14 protein-coding genes are annotated in these 14,751 nt (G+C 56.6%); 5 read left to right on the forward strand and 9 right to left on the reverse strand.

Annotated elements, in window-relative coordinates; all coding sequences use genetic code 11:
• Positions 1 to 99: 99 nt before the first annotated feature.
• Both ACXIZX_RS15385 and trmB read right to left on the reverse strand, forming a co-directional pair.
• On the reverse strand, positions 100 to 426 hold the full coding sequence (locus ACXIZX_RS15385) for a YggL family protein (protein WP_008107231.1): 327 nt from the start codon (positions 424 to 426) through the stop codon (positions 100 to 102).
• On the reverse strand, positions 426 to 1,145 hold the full coding sequence (gene trmB / locus ACXIZX_RS15390) for a tRNA (guanosine(46)-N7)-methyltransferase TrmB (RefSeq protein ID WP_008107230.1): 720 nt from the start codon (positions 1,143 to 1,145) through the stop codon (positions 426 to 428). Before trmB ends, ACXIZX_RS15385 begins: the two co-directional genes overlap by 1 nt.
• Before the next feature lie 154 nt (positions 1,146 to 1,299).
• Here trmB and mutY point away from each other — a divergent pair, with 154 nt between their 5' ends.
• Genes mutY through mltC form a run of 3 tightly spaced genes read left to right on the forward strand, consistent with a single transcriptional unit; the run spans position 1,300 to position 3,791 of the window.
• On the forward strand, positions 1,300 to 2,385 hold the full coding sequence (gene mutY, locus ACXIZX_RS15395) for an A/G-specific adenine glycosylase (protein WP_154155280.1): 1,086 nt from the start codon (positions 1,300 to 1,302) through the stop codon (positions 2,383 to 2,385).
• The gene (locus ACXIZX_RS15400) at positions 2,385 to 2,657 is read left to right on the forward strand and encodes an oxidative damage protection protein (RefSeq protein WP_007890330.1); all 273 of its coding nucleotides are present in this window, start codon (positions 2,385 to 2,387) and stop codon (positions 2,655 to 2,657) included. Before mutY ends, ACXIZX_RS15400 begins: the two co-directional genes overlap by 1 nt.
• A 54-nt stretch (positions 2,658 to 2,711) precedes the next feature.
• Positions 2,712 to 3,791 (forward strand): membrane-bound lytic murein transglycosylase MltC, encoded by a 1,080-nt coding sequence (gene mltC / locus ACXIZX_RS15405; protein WP_008107227.1) that lies wholly within the window; start codon positions 2,712 to 2,714, stop codon positions 3,789 to 3,791.
• 91 nt (positions 3,792 to 3,882) lie between these two features.
• On the opposite strand, the gene ACXIZX_RS15410 is transcribed toward mltC, so the two are convergent.
• Positions 3,883 to 6,030 carry an ornithine decarboxylase gene (locus ACXIZX_RS15410; RefSeq protein WP_479404477.1) on the reverse strand — a complete coding sequence of 716 codons (2,148 nt, stop codon included), beginning with the start codon at positions 6,028 to 6,030 and terminating at the stop codon, positions 3,883 to 3,885.
• Positions 6,031 to 6,238: 208 nt separating this feature from the next.
• On the opposite strand from ACXIZX_RS15410, the gene acuI reads away from it, so the two are divergent.
• On the forward strand, positions 6,239 to 7,222 hold the full coding sequence (gene acuI, locus ACXIZX_RS15415) for an acrylyl-CoA reductase (NADPH) (protein WP_179452185.1): 984 nt from the start codon (positions 6,239 to 6,241) through the stop codon (positions 7,220 to 7,222).
• A 393-nt stretch (positions 7,223 to 7,615) separates the two neighbouring features.
• On the opposite strand, the gene ACXIZX_RS15420 is transcribed toward acuI, so the two are convergent.
• Genes ACXIZX_RS15420 through ACXIZX_RS15440 form a run of 5 tightly spaced genes read right to left on the reverse strand, consistent with a single transcriptional unit; the run spans position 7,616 to position 13,605 of the window.
• The gene (locus ACXIZX_RS15420) at positions 7,616 to 8,395 is read right to left on the reverse strand and encodes a heme ABC transporter ATP-binding protein (protein ID WP_479404478.1); all 780 of its coding nucleotides are present in this window, start codon (positions 8,393 to 8,395) and stop codon (positions 7,616 to 7,618) included.
• On the reverse strand, positions 8,392 to 9,390 hold the full coding sequence (locus ACXIZX_RS15425) for a FecCD family ABC transporter permease (RefSeq protein WP_479404479.1): 999 nt from the start codon (positions 9,388 to 9,390) through the stop codon (positions 8,392 to 8,394). The genes ACXIZX_RS15420 and ACXIZX_RS15425 overlap by 4 nt, the downstream gene beginning before the upstream one ends.
• The gene (locus tag ACXIZX_RS15430) at positions 9,383 to 10,204 is read right to left on the reverse strand and encodes a heme/hemin ABC transporter substrate-binding protein (protein WP_479404480.1); all 822 of its coding nucleotides are present in this window, start codon (positions 10,202 to 10,204) and stop codon (positions 9,383 to 9,385) included. Before ACXIZX_RS15430 ends, ACXIZX_RS15425 begins: the two co-directional genes overlap by 8 nt.
• Complete coding sequence (locus ACXIZX_RS15435; protein WP_479404481.1) at positions 10,201 to 11,223, reverse strand: hemin-degrading factor; 1,023 nt, start codon at positions 11,221 to 11,223, stop codon at positions 10,201 to 10,203. The genes ACXIZX_RS15430 and ACXIZX_RS15435 overlap by 4 nt, the downstream gene beginning before the upstream one ends.
• A gap of 48 nt (positions 11,224 to 11,271) precedes the next feature.
• The gene (locus tag ACXIZX_RS15440) at positions 11,272 to 13,605 is read right to left on the reverse strand and encodes a TonB-dependent receptor domain-containing protein (RefSeq protein ID WP_479404482.1); all 2,334 of its coding nucleotides are present in this window, start codon (positions 13,603 to 13,605) and stop codon (positions 11,272 to 11,274) included.
• 221 nt (positions 13,606 to 13,826) lie between these two features.
• Between ACXIZX_RS15440 and ACXIZX_RS15445 the strand changes: the two genes are divergently transcribed.
• Positions 13,827 to 14,114: an Rdx family protein gene (locus ACXIZX_RS15445; protein WP_154192485.1), complete on the forward strand. Its 288-nt coding sequence runs from the start codon at positions 13,827 to 13,829 to the stop codon at positions 14,112 to 14,114.
• 59 nt (positions 14,115 to 14,173) lie between these two features.
• Here ACXIZX_RS15445 and ACXIZX_RS15450 read toward each other — a convergent pair whose 3' ends face one another.
• The gene (locus tag ACXIZX_RS15450) at positions 14,174 to 14,713 is read right to left on the reverse strand and encodes a PadR family transcriptional regulator (RefSeq protein ID WP_479404483.1); all 540 of its coding nucleotides are present in this window, start codon (positions 14,711 to 14,713) and stop codon (positions 14,174 to 14,176) included.
• Positions 14,714 to 14,751 lie beyond the last annotated feature (38 nt).

Consider the following 14,751-nt stretch of genomic DNA (forward strand, 5'->3'; position numbering starts at 1 on the left):
ATCTCCTGAGCAATAAAAAGGTCGCCATAAATGGCGACCCTACGAATTCCGTTGTAGGGTGGCCATTTATGGCCACCTTCCCGCATCAACCACTAAAACTTAGTCCCACCAAACGTCGAAGAGTTCAGTCACCTGCACATCGGTCAGGTTATGGGCTTCCAGCCACTTGCGCACCAGCTCGCGGTGCTCATCGGTGCATTTGCCGGTTTCCTGCAAGCACACCAGACCTTCCCACACCAAATAACCGCTGCCGTCATACGCCAGACCATTCGGCGCGATCACTTCATTAATGAACTGATCAACAGTGGCGTCGATTTGCTCCTCGGTGGTGCCTTCGGCGAAACGCCAGGCGACGGAGAAGCCTAATTCCTGAAACTCATCAATATGCAGTTTTTTACGCAAACGACGGCTACGCTGTACGGCCATTATTTCACCCTCTCAAACATCAGATCCCATACGCCATGGCCCAGTCGCTGCCCGCGCTGCTCAAACTTGGTTAACGGACGCGTTTCTGGACGCGGCACGTAATTGTTACTTTCCGACTGATTTTTATATCCGTCGATGCTGCTCATCACTTCTAACATGTGTTCGGCGTAGGCTTCCCAATCGGTTGCCATATGGAACACGCCGCCCAGCTTCAATTTGCGCATCACCAGCTCAGCAAACGGCACCTGTACGATGCGGCGTTTGTTATGGCGCGCTTTGTGCCACGGATCCGGGAAGAACAGCTGCACCATGCGCAGCGAGTTATCCGGAATCATCTTCTGCAGCACTTCCACCGCGTCGTGACACATCACGCGCAGGTTTTCCACGCCCGCTTCCTTCGCCGATGCCAGGCAAGCACCCACGCCCGGCGCATGCACTTCCAGGCCGAGGAAGTTCTGATGCGGATTGTTCTGCGCCATGGTCACCAGCGAGGCGCCCATGCCGAAACCGATCTCCAGCACCACCGGCGCGTCGCGGCCAAACAGCGTCACCAGATCCAGCGGCTCCTGCTGGAACTCCACGCCCATCTCCGGCCATAAATTATCGAGCGCGAGCTGCTGTCCTTTCGTTAAGCGCCCCTGACGGCGCACAAAACTGCGGATACGGCGTAATGGCCGCCCGTTCTCATCAAATTCTGGGGTGATGACGTCATTAATCATGTTGAAGCCTGCTGGTTAGCCTGTTCTGGGAAACGGGCATTATGCAAAGTTAGGAAGCAGAAGCAAGCCTTTGCAATGTTCCGGTTTACACCCTGAGGTCTCTGTGCTGGAATTCCTGCCTGATTGTAGAGTAAACACGGAAAATTTCCTTCTTATGATGCAAGCGCCGACGTTCGCGCAACAAGTGCTGGATTGGTATCAGCGCTTCGGTCGCAAAACCCTGCCGTGGCAGCAGGAGAAAACGCCGTACAAGGTATGGCTCTCTGAAGTGATGCTGCAGCAAACCCAGGTTGCTACCGTCATTCCCTATTTTGAACGCTTTATGGCGCGCTTCCCAACGGTGGCCGATCTGGCGGCTGCGCCGCTGGATGAAGTGCTGCATCTGTGGACCGGACTCGGCTATTACGCGCGTGCGCGTAATCTGCACAAAGCCGCGAAACAGGTGGTGGAGATGCACGGCGGCGAGTTCCCGCGTAACTTTGACGATGTCGCGGCGCTGCCGGGCATTGGACGTTCTACTGCGGGCGCGGTGTTATCGCTGTCGCTGGGTCTGCACTTCCCGATTCTGGATGGCAACGTAAAACGCGTGCTGGCGCGCTGCTACGCGGTGGGCGGATGGCCGGGTAAAAAGGACGTTGAAAAACGGCTGTGGCAGATCAGCGAAGAAGTCACGCCAGCGGCAGGCGTCAGCCAGTTTAATCAGGCAATGATGGACCTTGGCGCGTTAGTATGTACTCGCTCACGCCCTAAATGCGAAATCTGCCCGCTCAGTAGCGGATGCGTCGCTTATGCCAACAGCAGCTGGGCTGAATATCCCGGTAAAAAACCCAAGCAGACATTGCCAGAACGTAGCGGCTGGATGTTGATGATGCAGGATGGCGATGACGTGTGGTTAGAGCAGCGTCCGCCGGTTGGCCTGTGGGGCGGATTGTTCTGCTTCCCACAATTTACAAGTGAGCAAGCGCTAACTGACTGGCTAACCGAGCGCGGCATTCATGCCAAACCGCAGCAGCTCACCGCGTTCCGCCATACCTTTAGCCATTTCCACTTAGACATTGTGCCTATGTGGCTAGCATGGCCTTCGGCTGGGTCGCTGATGGATGAAGCGGGCGGTCTCTGGTATAACTTAGCGCAACCACCGTCAGTGGGTTTGGCGGCGCCGGTTGAGCGCTTGCTGCATGAATTGCGCCATCCCCAGCAGCTTACGCGTCGAGCAGACGTGACCGAAGAGGAAGAGTAATGAGCCGCACCATTTTTTGTACTTATCTGCAACGCGACGCTGAAGGTCAGGACTTTCAGCTCTATCCTGGCGAGCTGGGTAAGCGCATCTTTAATGAGATCTCCAAAGAGGCCTGGCAGCAGTGGATGTCCAAGCAAACCATGCTGATCAATGAGAAGAAATTGAGCATGATGAACCCGGAAGATCGCAAAGTGCTGGAGAAGGAGATGATCAATTTCCTGTTCGAAGGCAAAGATGTGCACATTGAAGGTTACACCCCGCCAGAAAAATAACCGTTCAGGGCTTCCCTTTGAGGCCCTCTTTTTCGATTCAGGCACGCATTAACAATGAATAAAAAACTGATAGCGCTCTTGGTGATTGCACCACTTTTGGTCTCCTGCTCCGGACAAAAAAAATCGCAGTACCATGAAGAGTGGGTCAAGGACACCAACGGTTTTGATATTTTGATGGGTCAGTTTGCCCACAATATTGAAAACATTTGGGGAATCAATGAAGTTCTGATCGCCGGACCGAAAGATTACGTCAAATATAGCGACGGCTATTACACCCGCAGTCACATCAACTTTGACAGCGGTAGCATCACCATTGAGACCATTTCCGGCACCGACCCGATGGCCAGCCTGCGTCAGGCGATCATCACCACGCTGTTGATTGGCGAAGATCCGGGCAATGTCGATCTCTACTCCGATGCCAACGATATTCAAATCAGTAAAGAGCCGCTGCTATACGGCCAGGTGCTGGATAATACCGGCCAGCCGATTCGCTGGCAGGGCCGCGCCGGTAGCTTTGCTGATTACCTGATTCAAAACAAACTGCAGAAACGCACCTCCGGATTGCACGTCATCTGGTCGGTTACCATTCCGATGGTGCCAAACCACCTCGACAAACGTGCGCACAAATATCTGCCGATGGTGCGTAAAGCCGCTGAGCAATATGGCGTCGATGCGTCATTGATTCTGGCGATTATGCAAATTGAATCGAGCTTCAACCCGTATGCGGTGAGCCATGCTGATGCGCTGGGACTGATGCAGGTGGTGCAGCACACCGCCGGTGTCGATGTGTTCCGCATGAAAGGCAAAGGCGGCAAACCAAGCCGCAGCTATCTGCTTGATCCTGAGAATAATATTGATGCGGGCACCGCGTATTTGTCGCTGCTGCAGAGAAGTTATTTAGGTGGGATTCAGGATCCGACATCACGGCGTTATGCGGTGATTACGGCGTACAACGGCGGTGCGGGCAGCGTGCTGCGCGTGTTCTCCAGCGATAAGGATCGCGCGTTCTCGTCAATAAATAGTATGTCGCCGACGGAAGTTTACCAGACGCTGACCACCAACCATCCATCTGCGGAATCACGTCGTTATCTGTATAAAGTGAGCCAGGCGCAGCGCAGTTATCGTCGGTTTTAATGCGGTGCGTTGATTGAAACGGTGGGCATAAATGCCCACCCTACGCGTAGGGTCGCCATTCATGGCGACCTTTTTAATAATTACGCAAATCTCACACCATCATATTCGCCACTAGACACAAACGTCCGCTCTCATCTTCTTCGGTGTAAACCCCTTGCAGCTCCGGCGAGAAGCCCGGCAGCAGGTTGATGCCCTCTTCCAGCGCGAGGAAATAACGCTGCACTGCACCGCCCCACACTTCGCCAGGCACCACGCAAAGCACGCCCGGCGGGTACGGCAAGGCGCCTTCGGCCGCAATGCGCCCTTCGGCTTTGGCAATCGGTACCAGCTCCACTTCGCCACGAATGTAGGCCTGATGCGCATCCTGTGGATTCACTTTCACCGGCGGGAAGCAGGCTGAACGGAACATCGCTTTCTGCAGATCCTTAACGTCGAAACTTACGTAGAGATCGTGCATCTCCTGACACAAGCGGCGCAGCGTGTAACCTTTGTAGCGCTCGATATTCTTGCGATACACGCTCGGCAACACTTCCGCCAGCAGCGCATCCTCGCGCACGTGCTGCTCAAACTGCACCAGCATCGCCACCAGATGCGCCATCTTCTCTGGCGTTTCCGCTGGCGTCAGCAGGAACAGAATCGAATTGAGATCGCACTTCTCCGGCACGATGCCGTTCTCGCGCAGATAGTTGGCCAGAATAGTCGCTGGAATACCGAAGCTGGTGTACTCACCGCTGGCAGCGTCAATGCCCGGCGTGGTAAGCAGCAGCTTGCAGGGATCAACCAGATACTGTTGCTGCGCGTAACCTTCAAATCCGTGCCACTTCGCGCCCGGTTCAAGGCTGAAGTAAGCGGGATCGGCGGCGATAGCTTCCGTTTCCGCCGCTTGCCACAGCTTGCCGTGGACCTTTTCCGGCAGGAACGGCTGGATCATCTCGCAACGTTCCAGAATCGCTTTGCGGGCATCAATGCCGATGGTGACGCACTCGTGCCACATGCTGCGTCCCGCCTCGCCTTGGTGCATGCGGGCGTTGATATCCAGCGCGGCAAACAGCGGATAGAACGGGCTGGTTGAGGCGTGCAGCATAAACGCATTATTGAGGCGCTTGTGCGGACAGAAACGCTTTTGCCCACGGATGTGATTGTCTTTCTTGTGGATTTGCGACGTCTGCGAGAAACCGGCCAGCTGCTTGTGCACCGATTGCGTCACAAAGATGCCCGGATCGTTCTCGTTCAACTCCAGCGTCAGCGGCGAACAGCCAGCCATCAACGGAATAAACTGCTCGTAGCCGACCCATGCCGAATCGAACAGGATGTAATCGCACAGATGGCCGATGCGATCGACCACCTGACGCGCGTTATACACCGTGCCGTCGTAGGTGCCGAGCTGAATAATCGCCAGACGGAAAGGTCGCTGATCGTTGGCGCGCTCAGGCGCCACTTTGGCGATTTCTTCACGCAGATAAGCATCGTCAAAACAGTGCGCGTCAATGCCGCCGATAAAGCCAAACGGATTACGCGCTGCTTCCAGATAGACCGGCGTCGCGCCCGCCTGAATCAGCGCGCCGTGATGGTTGGATTTGTGGTTGTTGCGGTCAAACAGCACCAGATCACCGCGCGTCAGCAGCGCGTTGGTCACCACTTTGTTGGCGCTGGACGTGCCGTTGAGCACGAAGTAGGTTTTGTCGGCGTTAAACACTTTCGCCGCAAACTTCTGCGCATCTTTGGCTGAGCCTTCGTGGATCAGCAGATCGCCGAGCTTAACGTCGGCGTTGCACATATCAGAACGGAAGACGTTCTCGCCGTAGAACTCATAAAACTGACGTCCCGCCGGATGTTTGCGGAAGAAAGCGCCGCCCTGATGTCCCGGACAGGCAAAGGTGCTGTTCTGCATATCGACGTAGCGCGTTAGCGTGTCGAAGAACGGTGGCAGCAACTCGGCTTCATAGGCCTGCGCGGCCTCTTCCAACGCATCCCACTCTTCTGGCGCGCCGTTGATTTCACCGGTGACGCCGGGCAGCTTCAGCACTTCTTCATCGAACGCATTGGCGACAAACACCGGCAGATTAAAGCCGATTTTGCGTAACAGCGTCAGCACGCCACTGCGCGTGTCCGACAAGGTGATCACGACCGCAGCGACATCGGTAAAGTCGGTATTGTCCAGCGTCACCACGTCGCGCGCAGTGTTCAGACTAAGGGTTGGCGCTACAGCAACGCTGGCAGCAATTTTCAATGGGTTCATAACACAAATCCCTGAGAGAGGATGAGTGGGTGCCGATGGCACAGCAATGAGGAGGTTTCCTCGGCGAAGTAAATCTGGGAGTTGATCACTAACTGGGGCGCAATAATGTCATCTTTTTTTTGCGGGAACAACCCGCGGCGGGTAAGGGTTGGGTAAGGCAAAAAAAGGAGTACTATTACCCCACTTTCCTCAACCAGCCGGAGGCTGCATGTTCAAGGCATTGGTCATTGAAAATGATGAACAGGGATACCGCACATCCCTGAAAGATCTGTCAGAAAAACAACTGCCCGATCAGGATGTCACCCTCGAAGTAAGCTACTCCACGCTCAACTACAAAGACGCGCTCGCCATCTGCAACAAAGGCCCGATTGTGCGGCAATTCCCGATGGTGCCCGGCATCGATTTTGTTGGCCGGGTGATCAGCAGCCGCCATGCCGAATGGCAGCAGGACGACGTGGCGCTACTCACCGGCTGGGGCGTAGGCGAGAAACATTGGGGCGGACTGGCGCAGAAAGCCAGCGTCTCGGGCGACTGGCTGGTGAAAGTACCGGCCGCACTGAGCCCGCTGCAAACCATGGCGATTGGCACCGCTGGCTTCACCGCCATGCTATGCGTGCTGGCGCTGGAAAAACAGGGCATCACGCCGCAGCACGGCCCGGTTTTGGTGACGGGCGCGAGCGGCGGCGTTGGCAGTTTCAGCGTCAGCTTACTGGCGCGTCTCGGCTATGAGGTTATTGCTTCCAGCGGTCGCGCCAGCGATAGCGATTACCTGATCAACACGCTTGGCGCCTCGTCGATTATCGATCGTGCAGAACTGAGCGAGCCGGGCAAACCGCTGGCAAAAGAGCGCTGGGCGGCGGCGATTGATAGCGTTGGCAGCCACACGCTGGCCAATGTGTTAGCGGGCATCAAGCGCGATGGCGTGGTAGCAGCGTGCGGCATGGCACAAGGTTTGGATCTGCCGACCAGCGTCGCGCCATTCATTCTGCGCGGCGTGGTGCTAGCGGGCGTAGATAGCGTGATGTGCGCGAAACCGCTGCGTCAGCAGGCGTGGCAGCGCCTGGCGGAACTGGTGGATGGCGACCTGTTGCAGCAGTTAACCAAGGTGATTCCGCTGAGCGAAGCGCGCGAAGGTGCCGAGCAATTGTTAGCGGGTAAAGTACGCGGACGTTTGATCGTCGATTGCCGCTGATGTATTCGTAGGGTCGCCATTCATGGCGACCTTATACACATCAATCACGGCCAGGTGGGCATAAATGCCCACCCTACAAAACCCTGCACGTAGGGTCGCCTTTCATGGCGATCTTATACACATCAATCACGTCCTGGTGGGCATAAATGCCCACCCTACGAAAACCCTACGTGCATAAATGCCCACCCTACAAAACCCTGCACGTAGGGTCGCCATTCATGGCGACCTTGTACACATCAATCACGGCCTGGTGGGCATAAATGCCCACCCTACGAAAACCCTACGTGCATAAATGCCCACCCTACAAAACCCTGCACGTAGGGTCGCCATTCATGGCGACCTTGTACGCATGAATCACCACCTGGTGGGCATGAATGCCCACCCTACGAAACATCATGCGCGCAGCTGAATCTGCGGCCTGCCCTTCTCATCCTGCATCACCACATCCAGTTCCGCCTGATACCAGCGCGTCAACGTGCTTTCAGTCATCACTTCATGCGGCGCGCCTTCTGCCACCAACTTGCCCTGATGCAGCAACAGCACGCGATCCGACCACAGCGACGCGAGATTCAGATCGTGCAGCACAGTACAAACGCTGAAGCGCCCGTTGCGCGTCAGGCGATGCAGCAAACGCAAACTGTGCTGCTGCCAGAACAGATCCAGCGCGGAAGTGGGTTCGTCGAGAAACAGCCAGCCGCGCGGACCATCGTCATGCCACAGCTGAGCCAGCACGCGCGCCAGCTGCACGCGCTGCTGTTCACCACCGGAAAGCGATCGATAATCACGCTTTGCCAGCTCAAGGCTGCCGGTAATCTGCATCACTTCTTCGATTACCGCTTTGGATTGACCGCCCGGCCAGGGCGCACGCCCCATCGCCACCACATCGGCGGCGGGCAGCGGAAAACTCACGCTATTTTGCTGACGCATCACCGCGCGGCGCTGCGCCAGCGGTTCGCGCGGCCAATCATTTAGGGGCCGATCGCCGAGCCAGCATTCACCCGCTTCAGGCGTGAGAAACCCGGTGAGTAAACGCAGCAGCGTGGATTTCCCCGCGCCGTTGGGGCCGATCAGCGCGATCATTTCGCCAGGCTGTAAAGTCAGGGAAACGTCGTCGATCAAGGCGCGTGAGCCGTGGCTAAAACGCAGTCCGCGCGCCTGCATGCAGTCACTCATTCATCCCCCTTGGGCTCTCGCAGAATCAGCCAGAGAAACCACGGACCGCCCAGCAGGCTGGTTAATAAGCCAACCGGCATTTCCGCCGGCACCACCACCGTGCGCGCCAGCGTATCGGCCAGCAGCAGCAAAATCGCGCCCGCCAGCGCCGATCCCGGCAGCATCCAGCGATGATCGCTGCCGAGACAGAAGCGCATCAGGTGCGGCACCACTAAACCGACAAAGCCGATAATGCCGCTCACCGCCACGGCGGTGCCCACCAGCAACGCGCTCAGCACCAGCAGCTGACGCTGCGTGCGTTTAACGTCAATGCCCATGTAATGCGCATCCTCTTCGCCGAGTTGCAGCAAGTTGAGACGACGCGCGCGCAGCTGAATCGCCATCAATGCCGGCAGAATCAGCACTGCGCACACCATCAAACTTGGCCACTGCGCCGCGCTCAAACTGCCCATGCCCCACAGCGCTAGCTGACGCAGCTGCTGATCGTTACTCAGCCACGACAGCACGCCAACCGCCGCACCGCACAAGGCATTGATGGCGATGCCGACCAACAGCAAGCGCGACAAATTGCCCAGCGCCAGACGGCTAAAACTGAAGATCAGCAGCGTCACCACCAAACTACCCATAAAGGCAGCGAGGGTTGGCAGCCACAGCGCCAGCAACGGCGGCAAGCCGAGCGGGATGACAATCGATATCGCCACCGCCAACCCCGCTCCGCTGCTGATGCCGAGCAAACCGGGATCGGCCAGCGGATTGCGAAACAATCCCTGCATCACCGCGCCGGATACCGCCAGCGCCATGCCGAGCAACACCGCCAGCAGCACGCGCGGCAGACGGATGTTGATCCAGATTTGCCACGCCATATCGCTCAGCGGCGCACGCAGCAAGGTGCGCATTGAAAGCGGCATCGCGCCGAAGTTGGCGGCCATCAGCATTAATATCAGCGTGCTGATGGCCATCAACAGCAGCCAGCGCATCACCGATGCATTAGTCATGTTTTATAGCTTCAGCGGCACGGCGCAACTTCACAATCGCACCCGGCGTATCAAGACCAAAGCTCAGCAGCGCCATCTCATCCACCACCAGCAAAGCGCGATGCTGACCGGCTGGCGTCAGTGCCAAACCGGGCAGCGCCCACACTTTCTCTTCGCCGCCCAGCGTACGCAGGCCATCTTCACCCACCACGATCAAATCCGGTGCGGCTGCGACCACGCCTTCCTGCGACAGCTGCTGATAGTGCGGCACCGCCGCCATCGCGTTGATCAGACCAGCGCTGCGAATCGCGCCGTCCGCGCCGGTTTGCGCGCCCGCCGCCTGGGTGCGCATGCCGCCGTGCGCCATGATAAACAGCACTTTAACTGGCAGAGATTGTTGCGGGATCTGCGCGCGCTGTTTGTTGACCTTTTCAATCAACGCGTTGGCTTCATCTTCACGATGCAGCGCCTTGCCGATGGTGGCGATTTTTTCCGGGATGGCGTCGAGGCTGTTTTTGCCGGTGACATCCACCACCTTCACGCCCGCCTGCTCCACCTGCTGCAATACCAGCGACGGTTTTGCCAGCTCGCTGCTCAGCACCAGCGTCGGCTTCAGTGCCAGAATCCCTTCGGCATTCAGCTGACGCATATAACCGACATCCGGCAGCTTGTTGGCCTGCGCCGGATGCTGGCTGGTGCTGTCGCGCGCCACCAGATCCTGCTGCGCATCCAATGCGTAGATGATCTGCGTGACGTCACCGCCAATCGAGATCACCCGCTCGGCCGCTACAGCGGGCAGCGCCAGCGCAGTCAGCAGCAACAAAAGTTTTTTCATGCTAACGCCTCCAGCGACATTACCTGCTCGCGCCAGCGCGCCTGCTCCGGCGTGCCTTCGCTGCGCTGACCGTACAGCTGCGCGATCTGCGTGCCGTCGGCGGCAAACAGTTCCAGGCTGGTGACGAAGCCGTCGCCGCTTGGTTTGCGCGTCACCCAACTTTCGCTGATGTGATCCGCCATTAAATGCAGCGTGAAACTCGGATTGAAAATGTTGATCCAGTTATCCATCGGCATCAGCTTCTCTACCGCGCCGGTAAAGATCTGCGTGCAGCCACGGTTGCCGATGAAAATCATGATTTCGTTGCCATCCTGCTGCGCCAGATCCAGCAACTGTGCCAGCGCGTCATTGCTCACCTGACGCGCCAGATCGTCCGCCACCGCGCGGAACGCCTGCGGGCGCGAGATGTTGTGACGCTTCAGCAGACCAAAGAACTGATGCACATCGGTGATGGCGCGCCATTCGGCTTCCACTTTGCTGGCATCAATCGCGTTGCTGTATTGCGGCGCGCTGGCGGGTTGCGGATCTAACGCCGCCGCGTTCTCTTGCACGAACTCCGCAATCAACGCATCCCACGCGGCGAAATCGGTGTTGTCGGTGGTGTAGATTTTCAGCACCGCATCAGCGTGGCGATCAAAAATCTGGATGCTTTGACGTTCTCCATGAGCGCTCTGCTCGCGCAGGAAGAATGCGCTGTGCCACTGACTCGGGAACAGACGCTGATCGAGCGCACGCGGGTTGAGAATCAGTCCGGCGTGTTCGCCGAGGTGCAGGTTTTCATATTTGCCCACCTGCTCGTGGACTGCATATTCATTGCGGGTAATGCTTTTGGTTTCACCTACCGCCGCCAGTGCCGCCAGCAGCGCAGGGAAATCGGTTTTTAACGCCTTTGTATCCTGGCCAACACGCGCTTCACACAGCTGCGCTTCGCCAATGCCCATCAATGCCGCGAGATCGCGGGCGTACTTTTTCGGATGCTCGCCTTTTAGCGCCAGATAGTGATCGTAACGTGGGTTCATTGCCTTGCTCCATGAAAATGCCCTGCGCTGCCGCAGGGCGAAAAGTGATTAGAAATCGACGTTCACACCCAACTGGAAGGTGCGGCCTGGCATCACCGCCAGGTTGATGTCATTGCGTTCCTGGGCATTGCTGCTGGTCAGCGTGCGGCTGCTGGTGTAATCCCAGTATTTGCGATCGGTAATGTTGTAGATGCCGCCGCTCAGCTTGACGTTTTTCGTCGCCTGCCAGTAAGCCGTCGCATCCACCATGCCGTAACCCGGTACGCGCATATATTCCGAGGTGGAATCAGTGATTGCCGTGCCGGTGTTGGTGTAGCTTTCGCGGTTGGTCGCCGTGGCCTGTTTGCCTTTCACGAAAGTGGCGGTCAGCGCTGCGCCGTAGCCGCGTGCTTTGTCATCCCACGCCAGGCCGACAATCGCTTTCAGTGGCGCGACGCTATCGAGATCGATGTACTTGTCACCGGCGTAGCTGGACTTCGATTTACCTTCGTTATAGCCCAGCGCAAAGGTGCTGCTTAGGCCATCGACCTGCGGGAACCAGGTGCCGTAATTCACTTTGGTGGCGATCTCAGCACCATAAATGTAGGCCTTATCGCGGTTTTCAGCCTGATAGCTGGTGTAGATGTTGCTCGGTACGTTGACGAACATCTCCGGATTGGCCGAGCGACGATAGCGGGTGTAAGCGATGAAGTTTTTGTACTGGTTGTAGAACACCGAGGTATTGACCGTTACGCCTTCAGTCGCCTGGCCTTTCAGGCCCCACTCGAAGTTGTTGCTGGTTTCGGTTTTCAGATCGGTGTTACCAATCAGCGCATACTGCGCGCTCCCCGCGTAGCTGGAGCCAAGGTTCCATGAACCATACAGCTGGCTGGTGGTAGGGAACTGCACGCCGCGTTTATATTGCAGATAGGTGGTTAGCGCTGGCGTTAAGTCGTACTGGAAGGTCAGCGATGGCAGCACTTGCGTATCGGAGTTGGTTTTGCCGTACAGCGCATCGACCTGCTCTTCGGTCAGCACCGTGCTGCCGTTAGTCAGATCGCCCAGATCCTTGGGTTTGGTGCTTTGATACATCACGCGCACGCCGGGAATAACCGCGAAGTTGTGGCTATCAAGATCGAAATTGATCTTATCTTGCAGGTAACCTGCCACCGCGAAGGTGCGGCTGTCAGACTGCGGCTGCGTGATGGCGCTAAAGGTGCTCGGCGTTGGCTCCTGACGGAACGGACGCTCGCTGTTATCCAGGCGCGCGTTGACACCGGCACTCAGCTCATGACGGCCCAGCGTTTTGGTGCCGCGCGTGTCGAAGCCATAGGTATCGACGTTGAAATCAGAGTAAACAAAGCCGTACTGGCTGGCGCTGGTTGGCAGATACGTATTGTCGTGCGCCTGCGTTTGCTGCCAGTAAAGGCGCGTGGTCAGCGTATCGATAAAGTCGTTGTACGGCGTCCACTCATCCGCAAGATTGATGCCCCAGCGGCGCGTATCACTCTGCTGCTGCGCGGTGCCCCAAACGGTGTTGCCGCTGGTGTCCCAGGTATCGTAATGGCTGTGATTGGTTTTGTGATAGTAATCGAAAGTAGCGCTCAGCTTATGTTGATCGTTCGGCTGCCAGATACCGGAGGTCATAAAGGCGTCAGAGTGCCAGTTGGCCGGATAAGCATCGATCACGCCGCTGTTGTTCTCGGTCTCCTGACCATCGCGACGACTGTAAACAAACAGGCCACGCAACTCGTCATCGCCGGCGGCGGCGGTGATGCCGTTGTGCCAGCTACGATTCGATGAGTCGTAACCGCTCTGATAACCGAAGTAAGTATTTTTGTCGCTGCTAAGGTAATCGTCGGCGCTTTTGTTATGGAACGAGACGTTACCGCCAATCGAGGTATTCGGCTGATCCACCGCCGTGGCGCCCTTCTCGATATCAACGCTGCCGAACATGTAGGGATCGATGTAATCGCGGCCAATACCAAAGGTGTTGTTGCCGGTGCGGCTGACGTAAGGACGTCCTGTGGCATCCGGAATCGGAATGCCGTCGATATCCATGCCGACGCGGTTACTCTCCAGGCCACGAATGTTGTAACCGGTATAGCCCGCGCGGTCGAAACCGCTTTTGCCGGCCGAGGATCCGCCGCTTGAACCGGTGGCGCTGATCAGCGGCTCATAACGCATAATCGAGCCGAAATCATTCGCGCCGCGTTTTTGCAACTCTTGTGCCGTAATGGTGGTTTTATTACCGGCCTGCTGTTTTGGCGCGGTGACGGTGAGAACCGGTTCATTGCTGGTGCTGTCGCTGGCGGCAAAGCTGCAAGCGGCATGAATGGCTGAAGATAAGATGGCAACTTTGAAAAGACGTTGCTGGGCCGTTCCCTGAAAGAGTGAAGACATGCGCGAAATACCTGGTTAATTGTTAGTATTCGCTCACTTGCTTGCTGCCTGAAAGTACGGGCTTTGGTTAAAAGACCGTAAAAAAATATGGACTTATTTTATGTAATAAATGATGTCGACAGGAATGTAATGCAAGTGGTAATCATTATCAACTAGCAGTAAGCTAAGATGTATCTTGGACCGCACATTTTGTTAACTTCATTATCTAAACGAGACAGGTTATGTCACAAAAACCAGCGATTACCATTCATTACTGCACACAATGTAACTGGCTGCTGCGTTCCGCCTGGATGGCGCAGGAACTGCTGCATACGTTTGCCGAGGATTTAAGTGCAGTGACGCTAAAGCCGGGAACCGGCGGCGTGTTTGAAATCACCATTGATGGTCAGGTGATTTGGGAGCGTAAGCAGGAAGGCGGATTTCCGGATGCGGCTGCGCTGAAGCAGCGCGTGCGCGATATTTGCTGGCCGGACCGCGCGTTGGGGCATGTGGATAAAAAGAAGAGTTGATTTTGGTTGGTGCGGTTTTCTGGGCGGTCGCCATGAATGGCGACCCTACGTTCGTCATGCTAACTTTTGGCGATTTTCTCGGCCGCCTGATGCAACGCTTCAATCACGATTTCCAGCGCCTCCTCCGAAATATCTTCCTGCGCCAGACGATGATTCAAGGTGTGTTTGATCAGGTGAATCGCCTGCTCAACCTGCGGAATGCTGCGGTTATTCACCAGAATCGCCAGTGAGGTTAAGCGCTCGATAATCGCATCCACATTGTCACGATTCTCCGCCAGCAGCGCCACGCCGCTCTCATTCAGCGCATAGGCTTTCCGCGATGCCTGCGCATCGACCACGCGAATCGCATCCATCTCTTCGAGCAGCGTCAGGTTGGGATAAATAATGCCGGGACTCGGGGAATATTCCCCTTTGGAGAGCTCTTCAACCGATTTGATCAGCTCATAACCGTGCGCAGAACTGTTGGCCAGAAAGTGCAGCATTAACAGGCGGATATCGCTGGCATCCAGCATCCGCTCCCGACGCTTCTTACGTGCGCCTGCACAGACGGCACGCTGTGCGTGATCGGACTGCCATGGAAAATCCCGCTGCTGTTTCATTGCCTTCCTGAGCGCTAATTAAGGGAGGTTGATAGTAG

This window comes from Candidatus Pantoea symbiotica (assembly GCF_056491525.1).

What these genes read in the sequence shown, in the direction of transcription:
- ACXIZX_RS15430 (WP_479404480.1), bottom strand. Translation starts at nt 10,204, where the DNA reads ATGAAAAAACTTTTGTTGCTGCTGACTGCGCTGGCGCTGCCCGCTGTA.
- mutY (WP_154155280.1), top strand. Translation starts at nt 1,300, where the DNA reads ATGATGCAAGCGCCGACGTTCGCGCAACAAGTGCTGGATTGGTATCAG.
- trmB (WP_008107230.1), bottom strand. Translation starts at nt 1,145, where the DNA reads ATGATTAATGACGTCATCACCCCAGAATTTGATGAGAACGGGCGGCCA.
- ACXIZX_RS15410 (WP_479404477.1), bottom strand. Translation starts at nt 6,030, where the DNA reads ATGAACCCATTGAAAATTGCTGCCAGCGTTGCTGTAGCGCCAACCCTT.
- ACXIZX_RS15420 (WP_479404478.1), bottom strand. Translation starts at nt 8,395, where the DNA reads ATGAGTGACTGCATGCAGGCGCGCGGACTGCGTTTTAGCCACGGCTCA.
- ACXIZX_RS15425 (WP_479404479.1), bottom strand. Translation starts at nt 9,390, where the DNA reads ATGACTAATGCATCGGTGATGCGCTGGCTGCTGTTGATGGCCATCAGC.
- ACXIZX_RS15435 (WP_479404481.1), bottom strand. Translation starts at nt 11,223, where the DNA reads ATGAACCCACGTTACGATCACTATCTGGCGCTAAAAGGCGAGCATCCG.
- ACXIZX_RS15440 (WP_479404482.1), bottom strand. Translation starts at nt 13,605, where the DNA reads ATGTCTTCACTCTTTCAGGGAACGGCCCAGCAACGTCTTTTCAAAGTT.
- ACXIZX_RS15400 (WP_007890330.1), top strand. Translation starts at nt 2,385, where the DNA reads ATGAGCCGCACCATTTTTTGTACTTATCTGCAACGCGACGCTGAAGGT.
- ACXIZX_RS15445 (WP_154192485.1), top strand. Translation starts at nt 13,827, where the DNA reads ATGTCACAAAAACCAGCGATTACCATTCATTACTGCACACAATGTAAC.
- ACXIZX_RS15450 (WP_479404483.1), bottom strand. Translation starts at nt 14,713, where the DNA reads ATGAAACAGCAGCGGGATTTTCCATGGCAGTCCGATCACGCACAGCGT.
- acuI (WP_179452185.1), top strand. Translation starts at nt 6,239, where the DNA reads ATGTTCAAGGCATTGGTCATTGAAAATGATGAACAGGGATACCGCACA.
- ACXIZX_RS15385 (WP_008107231.1), bottom strand. Translation starts at nt 426, where the DNA reads ATGGCCGTACAGCGTAGCCGTCGTTTGCGTAAAAAACTGCATATTGAT.
- mltC (WP_008107227.1), top strand. Translation starts at nt 2,712, where the DNA reads ATGAATAAAAAACTGATAGCGCTCTTGGTGATTGCACCACTTTTGGTC.